At 68.7% G+C, this 19,049-nt stretch carries 13 protein-coding genes; 3 read left to right on the top strand and 10 right to left on the bottom strand.

Annotated features, from left to right (window positions below; translation table 11 throughout):
• Nucleotides 1-45 precede the first annotated feature (45 nt).
• From ACF08F_RS27870 to ngcE, 9 genes are all read right to left on the bottom strand, one after another.
• Nucleotides 46-1,560, bottom strand: coding sequence for an amino acid permease (locus ACF08F_RS27870; protein WP_392301257.1), 1,515 nt, complete (start codon nucleotides 1,558-1,560; stop codon nucleotides 46-48).
• Between the two features lie 120 nt (nucleotides 1,561-1,680).
• Entirely contained in the window at nucleotides 1,681-3,600 is a 1,920-nt protein-coding gene (gene dxs / locus ACF08F_RS27875) for a 1-deoxy-D-xylulose-5-phosphate synthase (RefSeq protein WP_392301258.1), read from the bottom strand.
• Between the two features lie 310 nt (nucleotides 3,601-3,910).
• The gene (locus ACF08F_RS27880; RefSeq protein ID WP_392301259.1) at nucleotides 3,911-5,212 is read right to left on the bottom strand and encodes a sugar ABC transporter permease; all 1,302 of its coding nucleotides are present in this window, start codon (nucleotides 5,210-5,212) and stop codon (nucleotides 3,911-3,913) included.
• Nucleotides 5,209-5,997 carry an ATP-binding cassette domain-containing protein gene (locus tag ACF08F_RS27885; RefSeq protein ID WP_392301328.1) on the bottom strand — a complete coding sequence of 263 codons (789 nt, stop codon included), beginning with the start codon at nucleotides 5,995-5,997 and terminating at the stop codon, nucleotides 5,209-5,211. Before ACF08F_RS27885 ends, ACF08F_RS27880 begins: the two co-directional genes overlap by 4 nt.
• A gap of 351 nt (nucleotides 5,998-6,348) precedes the next feature.
• Nucleotides 6,349-7,413 (bottom strand): sugar ABC transporter substrate-binding protein, encoded by a 1,065-nt coding sequence (locus ACF08F_RS27890; RefSeq protein WP_392301260.1) that lies wholly within the window; start codon nucleotides 7,411-7,413, stop codon nucleotides 6,349-6,351.
• A gap of 122 nt (nucleotides 7,414-7,535) precedes the next feature.
• A complete protein-coding gene (locus ACF08F_RS27895; protein WP_392301261.1) occupies nucleotides 7,536-8,747 on the bottom strand; it encodes an ROK family protein in 1,212 nt (403 codons plus the stop codon).
• Nucleotides 8,748-8,940: 193 nt separating this feature from the next.
• Entirely contained in the window at nucleotides 8,941-9,879 is a 939-nt protein-coding gene (locus ACF08F_RS27900; RefSeq protein WP_392301262.1) for a carbohydrate ABC transporter permease, read from the bottom strand.
• Complete coding sequence (locus ACF08F_RS27905; protein WP_392301263.1) at nucleotides 9,879-10,808, bottom strand: carbohydrate ABC transporter permease; 930 nt, start codon at nucleotides 10,806-10,808, stop codon at nucleotides 9,879-9,881. Before ACF08F_RS27905 ends, ACF08F_RS27900 begins: the two co-directional genes overlap by 1 nt.
• A 100-nt stretch (nucleotides 10,809-10,908) precedes the next feature.
• Nucleotides 10,909-12,354 carry an N-acetylglucosamine/diacetylchitobiose ABC transporter substrate-binding protein gene (ngcE, locus tag ACF08F_RS27910; RefSeq protein WP_392301264.1) on the bottom strand — a complete coding sequence of 482 codons (1,446 nt, stop codon included), beginning with the start codon at nucleotides 12,352-12,354 and terminating at the stop codon, nucleotides 10,909-10,911.
• A gap of 551 nt (nucleotides 12,355-12,905) precedes the next feature.
• On the opposite strand from ngcE, the gene ACF08F_RS27915 reads away from it, so the two are divergent.
• Nucleotides 12,906-13,823 (top strand): FG-GAP repeat domain-containing protein, encoded by a 918-nt coding sequence (locus ACF08F_RS27915; protein WP_392301265.1) that lies wholly within the window; start codon nucleotides 12,906-12,908, stop codon nucleotides 13,821-13,823.
• 91 nt (nucleotides 13,824-13,914) lie between these two features.
• Here the strand turns inward: ACF08F_RS27915 and acnA are convergent, their stop codons facing one another.
• On the bottom strand, nucleotides 13,915-16,629 hold the full coding sequence (acnA, locus tag ACF08F_RS27920; protein WP_392301266.1) for an aconitate hydratase AcnA: 2,715 nt from the start codon (nucleotides 16,627-16,629) through the stop codon (nucleotides 13,915-13,917).
• A 374-nt stretch (nucleotides 16,630-17,003) separates the two neighbouring features.
• Between acnA and ACF08F_RS27925 the strand changes: the two genes are divergently transcribed.
• Nucleotides 17,004-17,360: a VOC family protein gene (locus ACF08F_RS27925; RefSeq protein ID WP_392301267.1), complete on the top strand. Its 357-nt coding sequence runs from the start codon at nucleotides 17,004-17,006 to the stop codon at nucleotides 17,358-17,360.
• Between the two features lie 51 nt (nucleotides 17,361-17,411).
• A complete protein-coding gene (locus ACF08F_RS27930) occupies nucleotides 17,412-18,941 on the top strand; it encodes a helix-turn-helix domain-containing protein (RefSeq protein ID WP_392301268.1) in 1,530 nt (509 codons plus the stop codon).
• The last annotated feature ends 108 nt before the right edge of the window (nucleotides 18,942-19,049 follow it).

The raw sequence follows: 19,049 nt of genomic DNA on the forward strand, positions 1-19,049 counted from the left end.
AACCGACTGTAGTCGCCCGCCCGAACCCCTCCGTCGGCCCGGTACTCAGTACTTCGCGTCCCGGCCCTCCCGGCCCAACCGGCTGTGTGCGCGCCCGTACAGGAAGTACACGAGGATGCCGAGCACCATCCACACGGCGAAGCGGAACCAGGTCTCTCCCGGCAGGTTGAGCATCAGCCACAGCGAGGCCGCGATGGAGAGGCACGGCAGCACGGGCACCCACGGGGTGCGGAAGGCGCGGTGCAGGTCGGGGCGGGTCCTGCGGAGCACCATGACACCGACGGCCACCATGACGAAGGCGAAGAGGGTGCCGATGTTCACCAGGGTCGCGAGTTCGTTGATGCTGGTGAAGCCGGCGACGATGGCGATGACCACGCCGAGCAGGATCGTCGGGCGGTACGGGGTCTTGAACTTCGGGTGCGTGACGGAGAAGAAGCGCGGCAGCAGGCCGTCGCGGCTCATCGCGAAGAACACGCGGGTCTGGCCGAGGAGCAGGATCAGGCAGACCGTGGTGAGGCCGACGGCGGCGCCGAAGCTGATCACACCCGCGTAGAACGGATGCCCGGCGGCCTTGAAGGCGTCGGCGAGCGGCGCGCTCACGGACAGCTCCGTGTAGTGCTGCATACCGGTGACGACCAGGGCCACCGCCACGTACAGCACGGTGCAGATGAAGAGCGAGCCGAGGATGCCCCGGGGCATGTCCCGCTGCGGCAGCTTGGTCTCCTCGGCCGCGGTGGCGACCACGTCGAAGCCGATGAAGGCGAAGAAGACGACCGAGGCGGCGGTGAAGATGCCCATCACGCCGAAGTTGGTGGGCTCGTAGCCGAAGATCGTCTGGACGAGCGGGGAGTCCCAGTTGGAGCCGCCGCCCTCCGGGGTGACCGCCGGCGGGATGAACGGGTCGTAGTTGTCACCGACGATGAAGAAAAGGCCGGCGATGATCACGATCATCACCACGGTCACCTTGATGGCCACGACGACCGCGGTGATCCGGGCGGAGAGCTTCATGCCCAGGACGAGGACGACGGTCAGCACCAGGACCAGCAGGAAGGCCAGGATGTCGAAGGTGCCGCCCGCCGCGTCCGGGCCTTCCAGGGCTCTCGGTAGATGCCAGTCGACGTTGTCCATCAGCGAGCGGACGTAGCCGGACCAGCCGACGGCCACCACCGCCGTACCGAGGGCGAACTCCAGGACGAGGTCCCAGCCGATGATCCACGCGGGCAGCTCGCCGATCGAGGCGTACGCGAAGGTGTACGCCGATCCCGCCACCGGCACCGTCGAGGCGAACTCCGCGTAGCACAGGGCCGCGAGGGCGCAGACGATGCCGGCCGCGACGAAGGCGAGGGCCGTGGCCGGCCCCGCGTTCTCCTTGGCGACCTTGCCCGTGAGGACGAAGATGCCCGTGCCGATGATGACGCCGACACCGAAGACGGTCAGGTCCCAGGCGGACAGGGACTTTTTGAGCGCGTGCTCGGGTTCCTCGGTGTCGCGGATCGACTGCTCGACCGACTTGGTCCGGAACACTCCGGAGTTCGCGCGTGGCTGTTGGTCCGTACTCACGGTCGTACCTCCCTGCCATGGGGCTGCCCGCCCTCAGGACAGAATGCACGCGAATGGGCCGGTCGGCACTCCGAAGAGTGATCCGACCGGCCCAATGGTGACGCGGGGTGAGCGATTTCGTCAGTCGCGCGCGGGCTCCACGGCCTGCGTGCTGGACTCGAACCTGCCGTCGAGGCGTGAGACCAGACCGGTGACCTGGCGGGCGATGTCCGGGGCGGTCAGACCGATCTCGGCCAGGACCTCACCGCGCGAGGCGTGGTCGAGGAAGCGCGGCGGAATGCCGAAGTCACGCAGCGGCACGTCCACACCGGCGTCGCGCAGCGCCTGGGCGACGGCCGAGCCGACGCCGCCGACGCGGCTGTTGTCCTCGACCGTGACGACGACCCGGTGCTGCTCGGCGAGCGGGGCGAGGGCCTCGTCGACGGGCTTGACCCAGCGGGGGTCGACGACGGTCGTGGAGATGCCCTGGCGGTCGAGGAGGTCGGCGATCTCCAGGCACATGGGCGCGAGGGCGCCCACGGAGACCAGGAGGACGTCGGGCCGGTCGCTGCCGGGCTCGCGCAGCACGTCCATGCCGCCGACGCGGCGCAGGGCCGGGACGGCGGGGCCGACGGCGCCCTTGGAGAAGCGGACCACGGTCGGGGCGTCGGTGACCTCGACGGCCTCGCGGAGCTGCGCGCGGACCTGGTCGGCGTCGCGCGGGGCGGCGAGCCGGAGGCCGGGGACGACCTGGAGGATCGACATGTCCCACATGCCGTTGTGGGAGGCGCCGTCCGTGCCGGTGACGCCGGCCCGGTCGAGGACGAAGGTGACGCCGCACTTGTGCAGGGCCACGTCCATCAGGACCTGGTCGAAGGCGCGGTTGAGGAAGGTCGCGTAGACCGCGAAGACCGGGTGGAGGCCGCCGGTGGCGAGGCCGGCCGCGGAGACGGCGGCGTGCTGCTCGGCGATGCCGACGTCGAAGACGCGCTCGGGGAACGCCTTGGCGAACTTGTCGAGGCCGACGGGCTGGAGCATGGCCGCCGTGATGGCGACGATGTCCGCGCGCTCCTTGCCGAGCGCGACCATCTCGTCGGCGAAGACGCCGGTCCAGTCCGCGCCGGACGAGGAGATCGGCAGCCCGGTGTCGGGGTGGATCTTGCCGACGGCGTGGAAGCGGTCGGCCTCGTCCTGGAGGGCCGGCTGGTAGCCGCGGCCCTTCTCGGTGAGGCAGTGGACGATGACCGGGCCGCCGAAGCGCTTGGCGCGGGTCAGCGCGGACTCCAGGGCCTCGATGTCGTGGCCGTCGATGGGGCCGACGTACTTGAGGCCGAGGTCCTCGAACATGCCCTGGGGCGCGATGAAGTCCTTGAGGCCCTTCTTGGCGCCGTGCAGGGTCTCGTAGAGCGGCTTCCCGACGACGGGGGTGCGCTCCAGGATGTCCTTGCCGCGCGCGAGGAAGCGCTCGTAGCCGTCGGTGGTGCGCAGGGTCGCCAGGTGGTTGGCGAGGCCGCCGATGGTGGGCGCGTAGGAGCGCTCGTTGTCGTTGACGACGATGACGAGCGGGCGGTCCTTGGCGGCGGCGATGTTGTTCAGCGCCTCCCAGGCCATGCCGCCCGTGAGGGCTCCGTCGCCGATGACGGCGACGACGTGGTCGTCCTTGCGCAGGACCTCGTTGGCCTTGGCGAGGCCGTCGGCCCAGCCGAGGACCGTCGAGGCGTGCGAGTTCTCGATCACGTCGTGCTCGGACTCCGCCTGCGAGGGGTAGCCGGAGAGGCCGCCCTTCATCTTGAGCTTGGAGAAGTCCTGGCGGCCCGTGAGCAGCTTGTGGACGTAGCTCTGGTGTCCGGTGTCCCAGAGGACCTTGTCCTTCGGGGAGTCGAACACGCGGTGCAGGGCGATGGTCAGCTCGACCACGCCGAGGTTGGGGCCGAGGTGCCCGCCGGTCTTGGAGACGGCGTCCACGAGGAACGTCCTGATCTCGTCGGCCAGCTGATCCAGCTGTTCCGGGGAAAGCCGGTCCAGATCTCGCGGTCCCCTGATACGGGTCAGCAGAGCCACCCGTGCCTCCTTGCGTTTGAGCTGGTCGAGCTTGCCGATTTGTCGAGTCTAATGTTCCGTCTTGGATCGTGGGCATCGGGCCGGGGGGTGAGGCGTCACCCTCATGGCCGACATGCCGCTGATCTGTACGGCTCTGTGCGCCGCGCGCACACCGCTCCCGTACGCCTTTGTGCGCTGCTCGCGTACGCCTTCGTGCGCCGCGCGCCCACGCCCTCGTGCACTGCTCCGGACGCAGCAGTGCCCGGCGCCGGTTTCGCGGCGCCGGGCGGTGTGGCGAGCGTTACGCGCGCGGGACGGGTCCCTATACGCCCTAGGCGCGTCCTGCCGACTTCTGCGTCTTGCGGGAGACCGAGTCGATGATCACGGCGATGAGCAGGACCGCTCCGGTGATCATGTACTGGATCGCGTTCGAGGACAGGTTCATCTGGTTGAGGCCCTGGACGATCGACTGGATGACCAGGATGCCCAGGAGCGCCGACCAGACCTTGCCGCGTCCGCCGAAGAGGGACGTACCGCCGATGACCGCGGCGGCGATGCACATCATCAGCTGGTTGCCGCCGCCGAGGGAGCGGTCGGCTCCGCCGGTCGCGGAGGCCAGGAAAAGGCCGCCGATCGCGCCCATGGTGCCGGAGATCATGAAGACCGAGATCCGGATCCACGAGACGTTGATGCCGGCCCGGCGGGCCGCCTCGATGCCGCCGCCGACCGCGAAGACCTGGCGGCCGTAGGTGGTGCGGCGCAGCACGAAGTCGGTGACGAGCAGGATCAGCAGGAAGATCACCAGGGAGAGCGGGAGGCCCTGCTCCTGGTTGAAGCCGTACGCGGCGACGAGGACCAGGACCGCCAGGACGGCGGTGCGCAGGATGATCTCGCTCTGCGGGCGGTGCGGCAGCTCTGCGGCCTTGCGGCGGCGGGAGTCGCGCAGCTGGGCGAGGTAGAAGGCGGCGACGACGACCACGGCGAGGCCGTAGGCGGCGGCGACGTCGGAGAAGTAGTACTTCGTGAGGTCGCCGACGAAGCTGCCGATCGGGGTGGGGATGGTGGACCGGTCGCCCATCACCCAGGTCTGCAGGCCGGCCCAGCCGAGGAAGCCGGCGAGGGTGACGACGAACGCGGGCACGCCGATCTTGGCGAAGACCAGACCGTGGAAGGCGCCGATCAGGGTGCCGGAGAGGATGCCGAGGAGGATCGCGAGACCGTCGGGCATGTCGGTGCCGAGGACGCCCCAGACCGCGCCGGCGAGACCGGCCACGGAGCCGACGGCGAGGTCGATCTCGCCGAGCAGCAGGACGAAGACGATGCCGACGGCCATGATGCCGGGGCCGACCGCGTACAGCGTGATCTGGTCGAGGTTGTACGAGGTGATGAAGTTGCCGGTGAGCGCCTGAAAGACGATGCCGATGACGATCAGACCGACGACGACGGGCAGCGAGCCGATCTCGCCGGAGCGGATCTTGCGCTTGAACTCGTCGACGTAGCCTTTGAGGCCCTGCTGGCGGACGAGGAGGCGGGGGTCGACGGCGGGGATCGCCGCGGCGGCGGGGGCGTCCTCGCCCGTACGGGGCTCGGGCACGGCGGTCTCGTCGCTCGCGGTGGGAGGGGTCTTGCTCACTTCGCTACCTCCGCGTTGCGGGCCTGACGGCGGGTCACGGCGTTGTCCGTGGCTCCCGTGATCGCGGCGATGATCTCTTCGTGCGTGGTGGAGGCGACCGGGAAGGTGCCGTTGTTGCGGCCCAGGCGCAGCACGGCGACGGTGTCGGCCACGGCCTTGACGTCGGCCATGTTGTGGCTGATGAGGATGACGCCGAGGCCCTGCTCGCGCAGGCGCTCGACGAGGTCGAGGACCTGGGCGGTCTGCTCGACGCCGAGGGCGGCGGTCGGCTCGTCCAGGATCACGATCTTGGGGTTGCCGACGAGGGCGCGCGCGATGGCGACGACCTGGCGCTGGCCGCCGGAGAGGGCGGCGACGGGGATGCGGACGCTGGGGATGCGGATGGAGAGGGTCGAGAGGAGGTCCTTCGCCCGCTTCTCCATGGCGACCTCGTCGAGGACGCCACCCTTCTTGATCTCCCGGCCGAGGAACAGGTTGGCGACGACGTCGAGGTTGTCGCAGAGGGCGAGGTCCTGGTAGACGGTCGCGACGCCGAGGTTCTGGGAGTCGTGCGGGCGGTTGATCTCGACCGCCTCGCCCTCCCACTCGATGACGCCCTCGTCGATGGGGTGGACACCGGCGATCGTCTTGACGAGCGTGGACTTGCCCGCTCCGTTGTCGCCGACGAGCGCGACGACCTCTCCTGCGTGGACTTCGAGATCGACACCGGAGAGGACCTGAACCGCTCCGAACCGCTTGAAGATCCCTCGCAACGCCAGCACGGGCGTCTGGGACACGTGAACCAACTCCTTCGCCACCGGTGCGGCGGCGGGCAAGGCGCGCCGCCCGGGCGGCGCCGTGATCTGAGGGGGGCTTGCGCGTCCGGCTCCCGGACCGACAGCGGGGTCTGGGTCGGCCGGGAACCGGACGGGTGGGTGGGGACGGAGCCCGTTCGTGGTGCGTCGCCGCCGCGCGATCCTTCACCTCTTGCACATGGCGCCCGGCGGGGGCCGGTCGTACGTGCGGGAGGCGGGACGGGGCGGTCGGACGCGGATCACGGGACCACGGGGGTCACGGAACCACGGGGGTCACGGGGTCCGTCGCCGGGGTGCCGGGCCCTCGCGGGCCCGGCCGGGCCCGCGAGGGCCCGGGGGGGGTTACTTGATGCCCAGCTCGGTGCACTTGGCGGCGAGGTCCGCGGTGCAGATGTCCGCGGCCTTGTAGATGCCGTCCGCGATCACCGTGGTCTGGATGTTGGTCTTGTCGACCACGACCGGCGGGAAGAGCGTGGAGGGCACGCCGTCGGTCGCGCCCTGCGCGCCGAGCTCCTTGCCCTGGAGCAGGTTCACCGCGAACTTGGCGGCCTCGGGGGCCAGCTGGAGCGGGGACTTGTAGATCGTGAAGGTCTGCGAGCCGGCGACGATGCGCTGGACGCCCGCGACCTCGGCGTCCTGGCCGCCGACCGGGACGTTCTTCACGCCGGCGTTCTCCAGGGAGGTGACGATGCCACCGGCCATGCCGTCGTTGGCCGAGTAGACGGCGCCGATCTTGTCCTTGCCGACCGAGGAGATCGCGGCGGACATCTTCTCGCCGGCGACCTTCGGGTCCCACTCGCCGGAGGCCTCGTAGGCGATCTTGCCGACCTTGCCGTCGAGCGCGGTGTGGGCGCCCTTCTTGAACAGGGCGGCGTTCGGGTCCTTCTCGTCGCCGTTGATCATCACGACGTTGGCGGTGGCCGCCTTGGAGCCGAGGGCGGCGAGGAGCGCCTGGCCCTGGAGCTCGCCGACCTTGTTGTTGTCGTGGCTGACGTAGGCGTCGGCACCCGGGACGGCGCGGTCGTACGCGACGACCTTGACGCCCTTCGCCTTCGCGTCCTTGACCCAGCCGGCGGCCTTCGCGGCGTCGACCGAGCCGAGCGCGATGACCTTCACGCCGTCGGCGATCAGCTGGTCGAACTGCTGCTTCTGCTTGACGACGTCGGAGACGGCGTTGTTGTAGACGACCTCGCAGTCGGAGCAGGCCGCCTTGACGGCCTTCTCGAACTGCGGCTTGTCCAGGGCCTCGTACCGCGCGGTCTTGTTCTCGGGAAGGAGCAGACCGATCTTGGTCGAGCTGCCCTTGTCTTCACCGTCTCCGCCGCCGGCCTGACCACAGGCGGCGAGGGAGAGGGCCATCGAGACCGCGGCCGTGGCTATGACGGCGCGACGCGTCACTGCGTTCATTTGGGGTTGCCTCCCTGACGAGGCCGCGACGTTGCGGCCGAGGATGCCCGAAGTCAACTCGGCCGCAACACCGTCGTCAAGAAGTAAATTCTTAACGAGATGACAACGGTGGCTTTCGTTATCTAAGTGAAGGCAGGAGTGGAGGCCGGGGCCGCTGTCGGCAGGGGACTCTCCAACAGGGTCGAATCGCCCATTTCGCTCAGGACGAGAGCGAGGGCGCCGAGCACCTCGGCGCGGCCGCCGAGCGCCCCCTGGGCCAGCGAGAGCTGGCGGGCGGCGCTGGGGATCGCGTACCGCGAGACGGAGTCCCTGATGGGCGCGAGGACCAGCTCGCCGGCCTCGGCGAGGTCGCCGCCGAGCACGACCCGGCTGGGGTTGAGGAGGTTGCAGAGGTTGGCGATGCCGCTGCCGATGTGCCGTCCGACGTCGGCGACGACCCGGCGGCAGCCGGGGTCGCCCGCCCTGGCCAGCTGGACGACCCGCTCCATGGTCAGGTCCGGGCCGTGGCTGGGCTGGAGCAGCGGCAGGACGTAGCGGGCGGCGGTGAAGGTCTCCAGGCAGCCGCGGTTGCCGCAGCGGCAGACCGGGCCCGACTCGTCGAGGGTGATGTGCCCGATCTCGCCCGCGGTGCCGCCGGGACCCCGGTAGACCCGTCCGTCGATGACGAGGCCGGCGCCGACACCGCTGGCCACCTTGATGTACGCGAGGTCCTTGACGCCCCGCCCGCTCCCCCAGACCAGCTCGCCGAGCGCTCCGAGGTTGGCGTCGTTGTCGACGTGCACGGGGACGCCGAGGCGGCGGGAGAGCTCCTCGGCGGGGTTGATGCCGCTCCAGCCCGGGAGGATCGAGGTCGAGCCGAGCAGGCCGGAGGAGACGTCGATGGGGCCGGGTACGCCGAGACCGACGCCGATGACCTTGTCGCGGCCGATCCCGGTGGCCGCGATCAGGCGGGTGACCAGCTGTTCCGCCCGGTCGAAGCCCTCGGCGGCGGAGGCGTCCACGTCGAGCGGCTCGGCCTCCTCGGCGAGCACCTGGTGGGCGAGGTTGCCGACGGCGACCCGCAGGTGGGTGTGGCCGAAGTCGACGCCGATGACGATGCCCGCGTCTCCGGAGAGCGAGACGCTGCGGGCCCTGCGGCCCCCCGAGGAGGTCGGGGTGACCTCGACCGTCCCGCCGTCCTTCAGCTCCCGCACGATGTTGGAGACCGTGGCGGCGGACAGGCCCGTCGTCCGGGCGATCTCCGCCTGGGTGAGCGAACCGGCCATGCGTACCGCCCGGACGACCCGTTCGAGATTGGCCCTGTGCAGCGACGTCTGCGACCCCGGAGTCTCCATCGACTCACTCACTCCCACCGTTTTCTCCAACATGTGAACTCTAAGGGGACGCTTTCGGCTTGCTCCCCGTCAAGACCTTGAGCGGTGGGCGACGGGTGTCACGGCACACGAAGGGCCCCCGGCGCGGCGGCGCCGGGGGCCCTTCTGAGTGGTGGAACGGGGGGTTCGGAACCCTTCGGGGACGGGAGGGCGGCTACTTCACGGCGCCGGCGGTCAGACCGGCCACCACCTGCCGCTGGAAGATGATGTACGCGGCCAGGACCGGCAGCATCGCCATCACGAGGCCGGCGAAGAGGCCGGACCAGTCGCCCTTGTAGCCCTGGCTGACGGCGAGCTGGACGAGGCCCTGGGAGAGCACCTTCTTCTCCGGCTCGGTGTTGAGCACGGTCGGCAGCAGGTACTGGTTCCACTGGCCGAGGAAGTTGAAGATGCCGACGCTGATCAGGCCCGGCTTCGCCATCGGCAGCATCACCTGGAAGAAGGTCCGGGTGTGCGAGGCGCCGTCGACGAAGGCCGCCTCCGCCACCGAGGTCGGCAGGGTGCGGAAGAAGGCGGTGAGGAAGAAGACGGTGAACGGCAGGGAGTACGCGATGTACACGAGGATCAGGCCGTGCAGCGTGTTCAGCAGGGCCATGTTCTGCATCACGTAGAACAGCGGCACGAGCGCCAGGATGATCGGGAAGCTCATCCCTCCGATGAAGAGGAAGTAGATGAACCGGTTGCCCGGGAAGTCGAAGCGGGCCAGGACGTAGGCCGCCATCGAACCGAACAGCAGGGTGCCGACGAGCGAGCCGCCGACCACCAGGATCGTGTTCAGGAAGTAGTCGCTCATGTGCGCCTCGGTCCAGGCGCGCGACCAGTTCTCGAAGTGCAGCGTGTCCGGCAGCGACCACGGCGAGGTGAAGATCGCCTTGTCGGTCTTGAAGGAGGTCATGACCGCCCAGAGCAGCGGCATGACCACCATGATCGCCCAGATGATCAGGACGCCGTGCGAGAAGACGTTGAGGGTCGCGCCCTCCTTCTTGGCCGGCCTGCCGGGCGCGGGGGCCACCGCCTTGGTGATCACGGGCCCGGAGCCGCCCGGGGAGCCGGGGGTCTCGACGCCGGTGGTCGCAGTGTCGGTCGTCTTCATCAGAACTCCAGCCGCTCGCGCCGGCCCACCTTCATCACGAGGGCCGCGAAGGCCAGCGTGACGAGGAGGAGGGCGACGCCGATGGTCGTGGCGTAGGCGGCCTGACCGTCCCGGAACGCCTTCTGGTACACGTACAGCGGAAGGACGATCGTCGAGTAGTCGGGCCCGCCGCCGTTGGGGCCGACGGTCATGATCTGGACGACGGCGAAGGACTCCGCGCCGAGCGCGAGGATGCCCATGTAGATCCAGCCCGACTGCACGGTGTCCCAGAGCAGCGGCAGGGTGATCTTGAAGAACGTGGTGAAGCGGTTCGCGCCGTCGAGCAGTGCCGCCTCGTAGAAGTCCCTCGGAATGGACGCCATGCCGGCCGAGAAGAGGACGACGAAGAATCCGACGGTGGACCAGACGAGTACGACCATCACGCAGATGAGGGCGAGATCCGGGTCTCCGAGCCAGTCGGGCTGGAAACTGCCGAGACCGACCCCCTTCAGTACGGAATTGATCGCTCCGCTGTTCGGGTTGTACGCGAACTGGAAGAGGAGCGCCACGATCGCGATCGAGAGCACCTGCGGGAAGAAATAGACGATCTTGTAGAAGGACGATCCGCGCACACCCGCGATGGCCGCGCCTTTACGGCGCCGACCGCCGACATTGAGCATGAACGCGAAGAACAGGGCGAGTCCGACGGTCACCAGCGGCAGCACCACCGCGAACGTGAGGCTGTGCTGGACCGACTTCCAGAAGACCTCGTCGTCCAGCATTCTGCTGTAGTTGTCGAATCCGACCATCCCGAATTCGGGACTCAGTCCGGTCCAGTCCGTGAACGAGTAGTAGATGGACTGGATGAACGGCCAGATGACGAAGAGCGCGTAGAGCGCGAGGGGGGCCGCCAGGAACCCCACGATGAAACGGTACTTTCCGTGTTGCATTCCTACCGACCCCGATCTTCCCGCGGAGGCGCGCCCCTGCTGTGACGCGCGAAGGGCCCGGGGCCCGCTCCCGGTCGGCGGGAAGGGGCCCCGGCGCTGCTCACTGGTGCTTGTAGTGCTTGATCGACGAGTCCTGGGCCGCCTCGTCGGCGTACTTCTGGATCTTCTTGATCGTCTCGGCCGGGGTCGCGCGGCCCGCCATCAGCTCGCCGATGCCGGCGACACCGATCTTCTCCTTCTGGAGGGCGACGTACCAGTCCTGGAGGCGAGGGTTGACGACGTTCTGGCCGGCCTTCTCCAGGGCCGCGACGCCGGACTTCAGGCCCGGGGAGAGCTCGATGCCGTCGGTGCCGCCGTTCAGGGCGGTCAGGGACTTCACCGACTGGGTGAAGTTCTTGGAGGAGGCCTCGCTGAGCATGATGCGCAGCTGCTCCATGCCGCCCGCGGGGTTGGCTGCCTTCGCCGGGACGATGAAGGGCTCGCCGCCCGCGGCCCAGATGGTGCCGGACGGCATCTTGTCCGAGGCGTCCAGGCCGGTCGGACCGGAGACGGCGAGGCCGAAGTCGGCCGGCATGGTCTTCGCGGCCTCGTTCTCGACCCAGGAGCCGTTCGGGATGAACAGCGCCTTGCCCTCGGTCCAGGCGGTCTGCGACTGGATGTGGTCGAGGCCGGGGGTGCCCTTGAGGATGTAGCCCTTCTTGACGAGCTCGTAGTACGCCTCGAAACAGGCCTTGACCGCGGGGTGCTCCCAGGCCTTCGGCTCCAGGTTGTCGATGGCGTCCAGGACCTCGCGGCCGCCGACCTTGGCGATCATCGGGTAGAGCGAGAAGGGGACGTAGTACGGGTGCTTGCCCGCGTACGTCCAGGCGGCGATGCCCTTCTTCTTCGCCTTCTCGCAGACGGCGATCATCTCGTCCCAGGTCTCGGGGTACTTCGCGTCGAGCGAGTCGAGGAGCTTCTGCGAGTACCAGACGCCGTAGACCGTGTAGGCGTAGTTCAGGATCCAGCAGGGCTCGCCGTCGAACTGGCCCATCTCGATGATGCCGGGACGCAGGGTGTCCCGGACCTTCTTGCTCGGGTCGTCGATGGACGGCGCGTCGAGGAGCGGGGTGAGGTCCGCGAGCTGCTTCTGGCCGACGAGGACACCCATGTCCATCTGCTCGGCGCCCGAGTTGTCGATGAGGTCCGGCGGGTTGCCGCCGTTGAAGCGCGGCTGCAGCGTGGTGGTGATCTTCTGGGTGGGGGTGAACTTGACCTTCGCCTTGGGATAATTGGTCTCGTAGATCTTGACCGCGTCCTTGGCGTACTGCTGGCCGAATCCACCGTCGAAGAGGACGAAGTCGAGCGGTGCCGACTCGTTCACCGCGAGGGGGTTCTTTTCGGACTTCGTGCCCTTCTCGACCTTTCCGTTCCCTTCGCCGCCGCTGCTCGCGCAGGCGGAGAGGAAGCCCATCGTGGGCACCGAGATCAGGCCGATCGCAGCGGAACGCTTGATCAGGTCGCGACGGCCGAGGCCCTCATCGGTGTGTGCGGAGGTGGATCCCATGCTCAAGTCCTCGCCTTCATTCAGGACTCAGGCGGTGTACCGGTCGCCCGTAACTCACTCGCCACAGGCGAAGGGCCCCGCCACCGCGGTCAATTGCAGCCGGGTCGTGCACGCGTCGGGCCGTCGCCGGAGCGTTCCGAGGAGTGCTCCGACTGGCTGGACGCCGACAGGTATAGTCCACTTCCCTTCACCTGAGCAAGATCGAAAGCAGGTTTCAGCAACCATCTTTCCCGAGTTGAGACCTGCGCGATAAGCGCGCCGAATCTGCGGCGTTTCGTCCAACCGTTGGCCCTGTAACACCCTTGACAGCACATCAGACCTCCACATATTGGAGGCCGGTCTGTGCCTTTGGTGGGACCGAACCGTGTCGACCAGGGTGATGTCAGGGCAAAGGGGGCATACGGCCGTGACCGAAACAGTTCTGTCACAGACCCCCCACCAGGTGAAGATTCCATAAGGAGGATCCGGGATCATAGAGGTCTCGCCGACGCCCGTCCTCGTGGCGGAGGCACGGCGAGACTGTCTGATTCCCTACGCATTTGGAGTATTACGTGGCCAACTCTTCTGGCCTGAACCGCACGGGCGTCCTGTCCCGTGTCACGGTCGCGGCGATAACGGCGGCCCTCGTGGGTACGACGACCGCCGCGGTCGCTGCGGACGCGCCGCAGTCCGACCGTTCCGTGACCAACGTCGCGGAGTCGTCGCAGCGTGCCGGCGCGTTCGCCGCCGCGGCCACGGTGACGCCGAGGAACTCCCTCTACGGCGCCGTCAGCAGCGGCGCGCTCTACCGCTACGACCTCAACGGCACCGGTGGCCTGAAGGCCTCCGTGAGCAGCGGCAGCGGCTGGCAGTACAGCAAGTTCATCACGCAGACGGACCACAACTCCGACGGTCGCTCGGACGCCCTGTGGTTCGTCGAGAACGGCCGTCTCGCCCACATGCGCTTCGACTCCGCCCCCACCGACATCGGTGGCGGCTGGGGCAGCTACACCAAGGTGTTCTCGGCGAGCAACACCGGCGGCGGCACCGCCGACGACCTGTTCGCGCGGGACACCTCGGGCGTGCTCTGGCACTACCTGGGCTACGGCACCGGCAAGCTGACCCCGCGCTACAAGGTCGGCACCGGCTGGAACGCCTACAACCAGATCACCGGCAAGGGCGACCTGACCAACGACGGCAAGGCCGACATCGTCGCGCGTGACGGTTCGGGCGTGCTGTGGCTGTACAAGGGCACCGGCAACTACAAGGCGCCCTTCACCACCCGCAGCCGCATCGGCGGCGGCTGGGGCGGCTTCAACAACCTGCTCTCCGTCGGTGACATCAACTACGACGGCATCGCGGACCTCACCGCCCGCGACAGCGCCGGTGCGCTGTGGCTGTACAAGGGCACGGGCAACGCGTCCTCCCCGTTCCACACCAAGGTGAAGATCGGCACGGCCGGCTGGAACGGCTTCCGCCTCATGTTCTGATCCTTCGTCCGCCTCCGGGTGAACGAGCGAAAGGGCCCCGCTCCTCTTCCGAGGAGCGGGGCCCTTTCCGTTACCGGAGCCGGTGCTGGTGTCAGCCGCGGATCAGGTTACGGAGCACGTACTGCATGATGCCGCCGTTGCGGTAGTAGTCCGCCTCGCCGGGGGTGTCGATGCGGACGACCGCGTCGAACTCGACACCGGTGTCGGTCGTGACCTTGACCGTGCTCGGCGTGGTGCCCTCGTTCAGCTCGGTGACGCCCGCGATGGAGAAGGTCTCCTCGCCGGTCAGGCCGAGCGAGTCGGCCGACTGGCCGGCCGGGAACTGGAGCGGCAGGACGCCCATGCCGATGAGGTTCGAGCGGTGGATGCGCTCGTACGACTCGGTGATGACGGCCTTGACGCCGAGGAGCGCGGTGCCCTTGGCGGCCCAGTCGCGGGACGAGCCGGAGCCGTACTCCTTGCCGCCCAGGATGACCAGCGGGACGCCGGCGGCCTGGTAGTTCTGCGAGGCGTCGTAGATGAACGACACCGGCGCGTCCGCCTGCGTGAAGTCGCGGGTGAAGCCGCCCTCGGTGCCCGGCGCGATCTGGTTGCGCAGGCGGATGTTGGCGAAGGTACCGCGGATCATGACCTCGTGGTTGCCACGGCGCGAGCCGTAGGAGTTGAAGTCACGACGCTCCACACCGTGCTCGGTGAGGTACTTGCCGGCCGGGGTGTCGGCCTTGATGGCGCCGGCCGGGGAGATGTGGTCGGTGGTGACCGAGTCGCCCAGCTTCGCCAGGACGCGGGCGCCGACGATGTCGGTGACCGGGGTGGTCTCCATCGTCATGCCCTCGAAGTACGGGGGCTTCCGCACGTAGGTGGACTCGTTGTCCCACTCGAAGGTGTTGCCGGTCGGGATCGACAGGGCCTGCCACTGGGCGTCGCCCGCGAAAACGTCCTGGTAGGACTTGTTGAACATGTCCTCGCCGATGGCGTTGGCGACGACGTCGTTGACCTCGGCCTCCGTCGGCCAGATGTCGGCCAGGTAGACGGGCTTGCCGTCCTGGTCGACGCCGAGGGCGTCCTTGGTGATGTCCACCTTCATGGAGCCCGCGATGGCGTACGCGACGACCAGCGGCGGGGAGGCCAGGTAGTTCATCTTGACGTCGGGGTTGATGCGACCCTCGAAGTTGCGGTTGCCCGAGAGCACCGAGGTAACGGCCAGGTCGTGCTCGTTGACGGCCTTGGAGACCTCCTCCGGCAGCGGGCCGGAGTTGCCGATGCAGGTGGTGCAGCCGTAGCCGACGAGGTTGAAGCCGACCTTGTCGAGGTACGGGGTGAGGCCCGCCTTGTCGAAGTAGTCGGTGACGACCTTCGAGCCCGGGGCGAGGGTGGTCTTGACCCACGGCTTGCGGGTCAGGCCCTTCTCGGTGGCCTTCTTCGCGACGAGCGCGGCCGCGACCATCACGTACGGGTTCGACGTGTTGGTGCAGGAGGTGATCGCGGCGACGGTGACGGCGCCGTGGTCGATCGTGTAGGTGGAGCCGTCGGGGGCGGTCACCTGGACCGGGTTCGACGGGACCGTGCTGCTGACGGCCGGGGCGTCGGAGGCCGGGAAGGACTCCTGGCCCGCCTCGTCGACGCTGTCGACGTAGTTGCGGACGTCCAGGGCGAACTGCTCGGCGGCGTTCGCCAGGACGATGCGGTCCTGCGGGCGCTTCGGGCCGGCGATGGAGGGGACGACCGTGGAGAGGTCGAGCTCCAGCTTCTCGGAGAAGTCGGGCTCGGCGGCCGGGTCCAGCCAGAGGCCCTGCTCCTTGGCGTACGCCTCGACGAGCGCGACCTGCTGCGCGGAGCGGCCGGTGAGCTTGAGGTAGTTCAGGGTCTCGCCGTCGATCGGGAAGACCGCGGCGGTGGAGCCGAACTCCGGCGACATGTTGCCGATGGTGGCGCGGTTAGCGAGGGAGGTGGCGGCGACGCCCTCACCGTAGAACTCGACGAACTTGCCGACGACGCCGTGCTTGCGCAGCATCTCGGTGATCGTGAGGACCAGGTCGGTGGCGGTGGTGCCGGCCGGGAGCTCGCCGGTCAGCTTGAAGCCGACGACGCGCGGGATGAGCATGGAGACCGGCTGGCCGAGCATCGCGGCCTCGGCCTCGATGCCGCCGACGCCCCAGCCCAGCACGCCCAGGCCGTTGACCATGGTGGTGTGCGAGTCGGTGCCGACGAGGGTGTCGGGGTACGCCTGGCCGTTGCGGACCATGACCGTGCGCGCCAGGTGCTCGATGTTCACCTGGTGGACGATGCCGGTGCCCGGCGGGACGACCTTGAAGTCGTCGAAGGCGGTCTGGCCCCAGCGCAGGAACTGGTAGCGCTCCTTGTTGCGGCCGTACTCCAGCTCGACGTTCTGCGCGAACGCGTCGTTGGTGCCGAACTTGTCGGCGATGACGGAGTGGTCGATGACCATCTCGGCCGGGGAGAGCGGGTTGATCTTCGCCGGGTCGCCGCCGAGCGCGGCGACGGCCTCACGCATGGTGGCGAGGTCGACGACGCAGGGGACACCGGTGAAGTCCTGCATGATCACGCGCGCCGGCGTGAACTGGATCTCCTGGCTCGGCTGGGCCTGCGAGTCCCAGTTGCCGAGCGCCCGGATGTGGTCGGCGGTGATGTTCGCGCCGTCCTCGGTGCGGAGCAGGTTCTCCAGGAGCACCTTCAGGCTGTAAGGGAGGCGCGCGGAGCCCTCGACCTTGTCCAGCTTGAAGATCTCGTACGACTCGTCGCCCACGCGCAGCGTGCTGCGGGCGTCGAAGCTGTTCGCCGACACGACAGTCTCCTTCATCAATGTGCGCGTACTACCGCCATGCTGCCGCCACGGCTCCACGCCGATCCGCTAAGGTAAGACTTAGTTAGGCAACCCTTACCAGGTGGGCGGCTGCGGTGCGCCGTAAGCAGTTATCTCGATGTCGAGATAACTCTAGTGCATCCCCGCCGCTCGGTCATGCCCGGCCGCCCCGCCAGTTCCGTGGCGGCGCCCCCTCCGCCCGCCCGGCGGCCGGGGGCGGGGTCGCCGCGCCGCGCGGCGAGCCGGGACAAGCGGCACCCTGCCCGGATCCGGCCCGCTTCCACCCCACACCCGGCCCGCACCCGGATGGCGGCGCAGGGATGGCCGGGGGCGGTCGGCGGGCCGAGGATCGAGTCATGTTCAGCGGCGCGCACGTGATTCTCTACACCCGGGACGCGGAGGCCGACCGTGACTTCCTCAAGGACGTCGTCGGCTTCGACCACGTGGACGCCGGCCGGGGCTGGCTCATCTTCGGGCTGCCGCCCGCAGAGATCGCCGTGCACCCCACCGAGGGCGAGCCGAGGCACGAGGTCTACCTGATGTGCGAGGACATCACGGAGACCCTGACGACCCTGGAGGACCGGGGCGCCGAGATCTCACGCCCCATCACCGACCAGGGCTGGGGCCTGCTCGCGGCCGTCCGGCTGCCGAGCGGCGCCGAACTCCCCCTCTACGAACCGCGTCACCCGACCGCGCACACCCTGTCATCCTGACGGCCTACCCCAATGGCGATCTCCATCTCATATCTGAGATAACGTGACGCCATGGCAGACGACTACCTCGTACGCATCGGCAAGCTCATCCGTGACGCCCGTCAGCACCGTGGCTGGACACAGACGCAGCTCGCCGAGGCGCTGGCCACAAGCCAGAGCGCCGTCAACCGGATCGAGCGCGGCAACCAGAACATCAGCCTTGAGATGATCGCCAGGATCGGCGAGGCTCTCGACAGCGAGATCGTGTCCCTGGGTTACGCGGGACCGATGCACCTCCGCGTCGTCGGACGCCGCCGGCTCTCCGGCGCCATCGACGTCAAGACCAGCAAGAACGCCTGTGTCGCGCTGCTCTGCGCCTCGCTCCTCAACAAGGGCCGCACGGTCCTGCGCCGCGTCGCCCGCATCGAGGAGGTCTTCCGGCTCCTGGAGGTCCTCAACTCCATCGGCGTGCGCACCCGCTGGATCAACGACGGGGTCGACCTGGAGATCGTGCCGCCCGCCGAACTGGACATGGAGTCCATCGACGCCGAGGCCGCGATCCGCACCCGCTCGATCATCATGTTCCTCGGCCCGCTGCTGCACCGTATGGACCGCTTCAAGCTGCCGTACGCCGGCGGCTGCGACCTCGGTACGCGCACGATCGAGCCGCACATGATCGCGCTGCGCCGCTTCGGCCTGGACATCACGGCCACCGAGGGGATCTACCACGCCCAGGTCGAGCGCTCGGTCTCCCCCGACCGCCCGATCGTCCTGACCGAGCGCGGCGACACGGTCACCGAGAACGCGCTGTTGGCCGCGGCCCGCCACGACGGCGTGACGGTCATCCGCAACGCCTCCTCCAACTACATGGTCCAGGACCTCTGCTTCTTCCTGGAGGCGCTGGGCGTCCGGGTCGACGGCATCGGCACCACCACCCTCACGGTGCACGGCATCGCCCAGATCGACGTCGACGTCGACTACTCCCCCTCCGAGGACCCGGTCGAGGCGATGAGCCTGCTCGCCGCGGCGGTCGTGACGGAGTCCGAGCTGACCATCCGCCGGGTCCCCATCGAGTTCATGGAGATCGAGCTCGCGGTCCTGGAGGAGATGGGCCTCGACCACGACCGCTCGGCCGAGTACGCCGCCGACAACGGCCGCACGCGCCTGGTCGACCTGACGGTCCGCCCCTCCAAGCTGGAGGCGCCGATCGACAAGATCCACCCGATGCCCTTCCCGGGCCTCAACATCGACAACGTCCCGTTCTTCGCGGCGATCGCGGCGACGGCCCAGGGCAAGACCCTCATCCACGACTGGGTCTACGACAACCGCGCCATCTACCTCACCGACCTCAACCGCCTCGGCGGCCGCCTCCAGCTCCTCGACCCCCACCGCGTCCTGGTCGAGGGCCCCACCCGCTGGCGCGCCGCCGAGATGATGTGCCCGCCGGCCCTGCGACCCGCGGTGGTCGTCCTCCTGGCGATGATGGCCGCCGAGGGCACGTCGGTCCTCCGGAACGTGTACGTCATCAACCGCGGCTACGAGGAACTCGCGGAACGCCTCAACTCGGTCGGCGCACAGATCGAGATCTTCCGGGACATCTAGCTCTTCTCGGACAGCCCTTCTCGGGTCGTCCTTCTCGGGCGTCCTTCTCGGGCGTCCTTCTCCGAATTGCTGAGGCCCCCTCACCCTGCGCGGGTGAGGGGGCCTTCT

Source organism: Streptomyces sp. NPDC015130 (genome assembly GCF_043080005.1).
GTDB lineage: Bacteria > Actinomycetota > Actinomycetes > Streptomycetales > Streptomycetaceae > Streptomyces.

Excerpts from the sequence above, each read along its gene's own strand:
- ACF08F_RS27890 (WP_392301260.1), bottom strand. The coding sequence starts at position 7,413 with ATGAACGCAGTGACGCGTCGCGCCGTCATAGCCACGGCCGCGGTCTCG.
- ACF08F_RS27895 (WP_392301261.1), bottom strand. The coding sequence starts at position 8,747 with ATGGAGACTCCGGGGTCGCAGACGTCGCTGCACAGGGCCAATCTCGAA.
- ACF08F_RS27900 (WP_392301262.1), bottom strand. The coding sequence starts at position 9,879 with ATGAAGACGACCGACACTGCGACCACCGGCGTCGAGACCCCCGGCTCC.
- ACF08F_RS27905 (WP_392301263.1), bottom strand. The coding sequence starts at position 10,808 with ATGCAACACGGAAAGTACCGTTTCATCGTGGGGTTCCTGGCGGCCCCC.
- ngcE (WP_392301264.1), bottom strand. The coding sequence starts at position 12,354 with ATGGGATCCACCTCCGCACACACCGATGAGGGCCTCGGCCGTCGCGAC.
- ACF08F_RS27925 (WP_392301267.1), top strand. The coding sequence starts at position 17,004 with ATGTTCAGCGGCGCGCACGTGATTCTCTACACCCGGGACGCGGAGGCC.
- ACF08F_RS27930 (WP_392301268.1), top strand. The coding sequence starts at position 17,412 with ATGGCAGACGACTACCTCGTACGCATCGGCAAGCTCATCCGTGACGCC.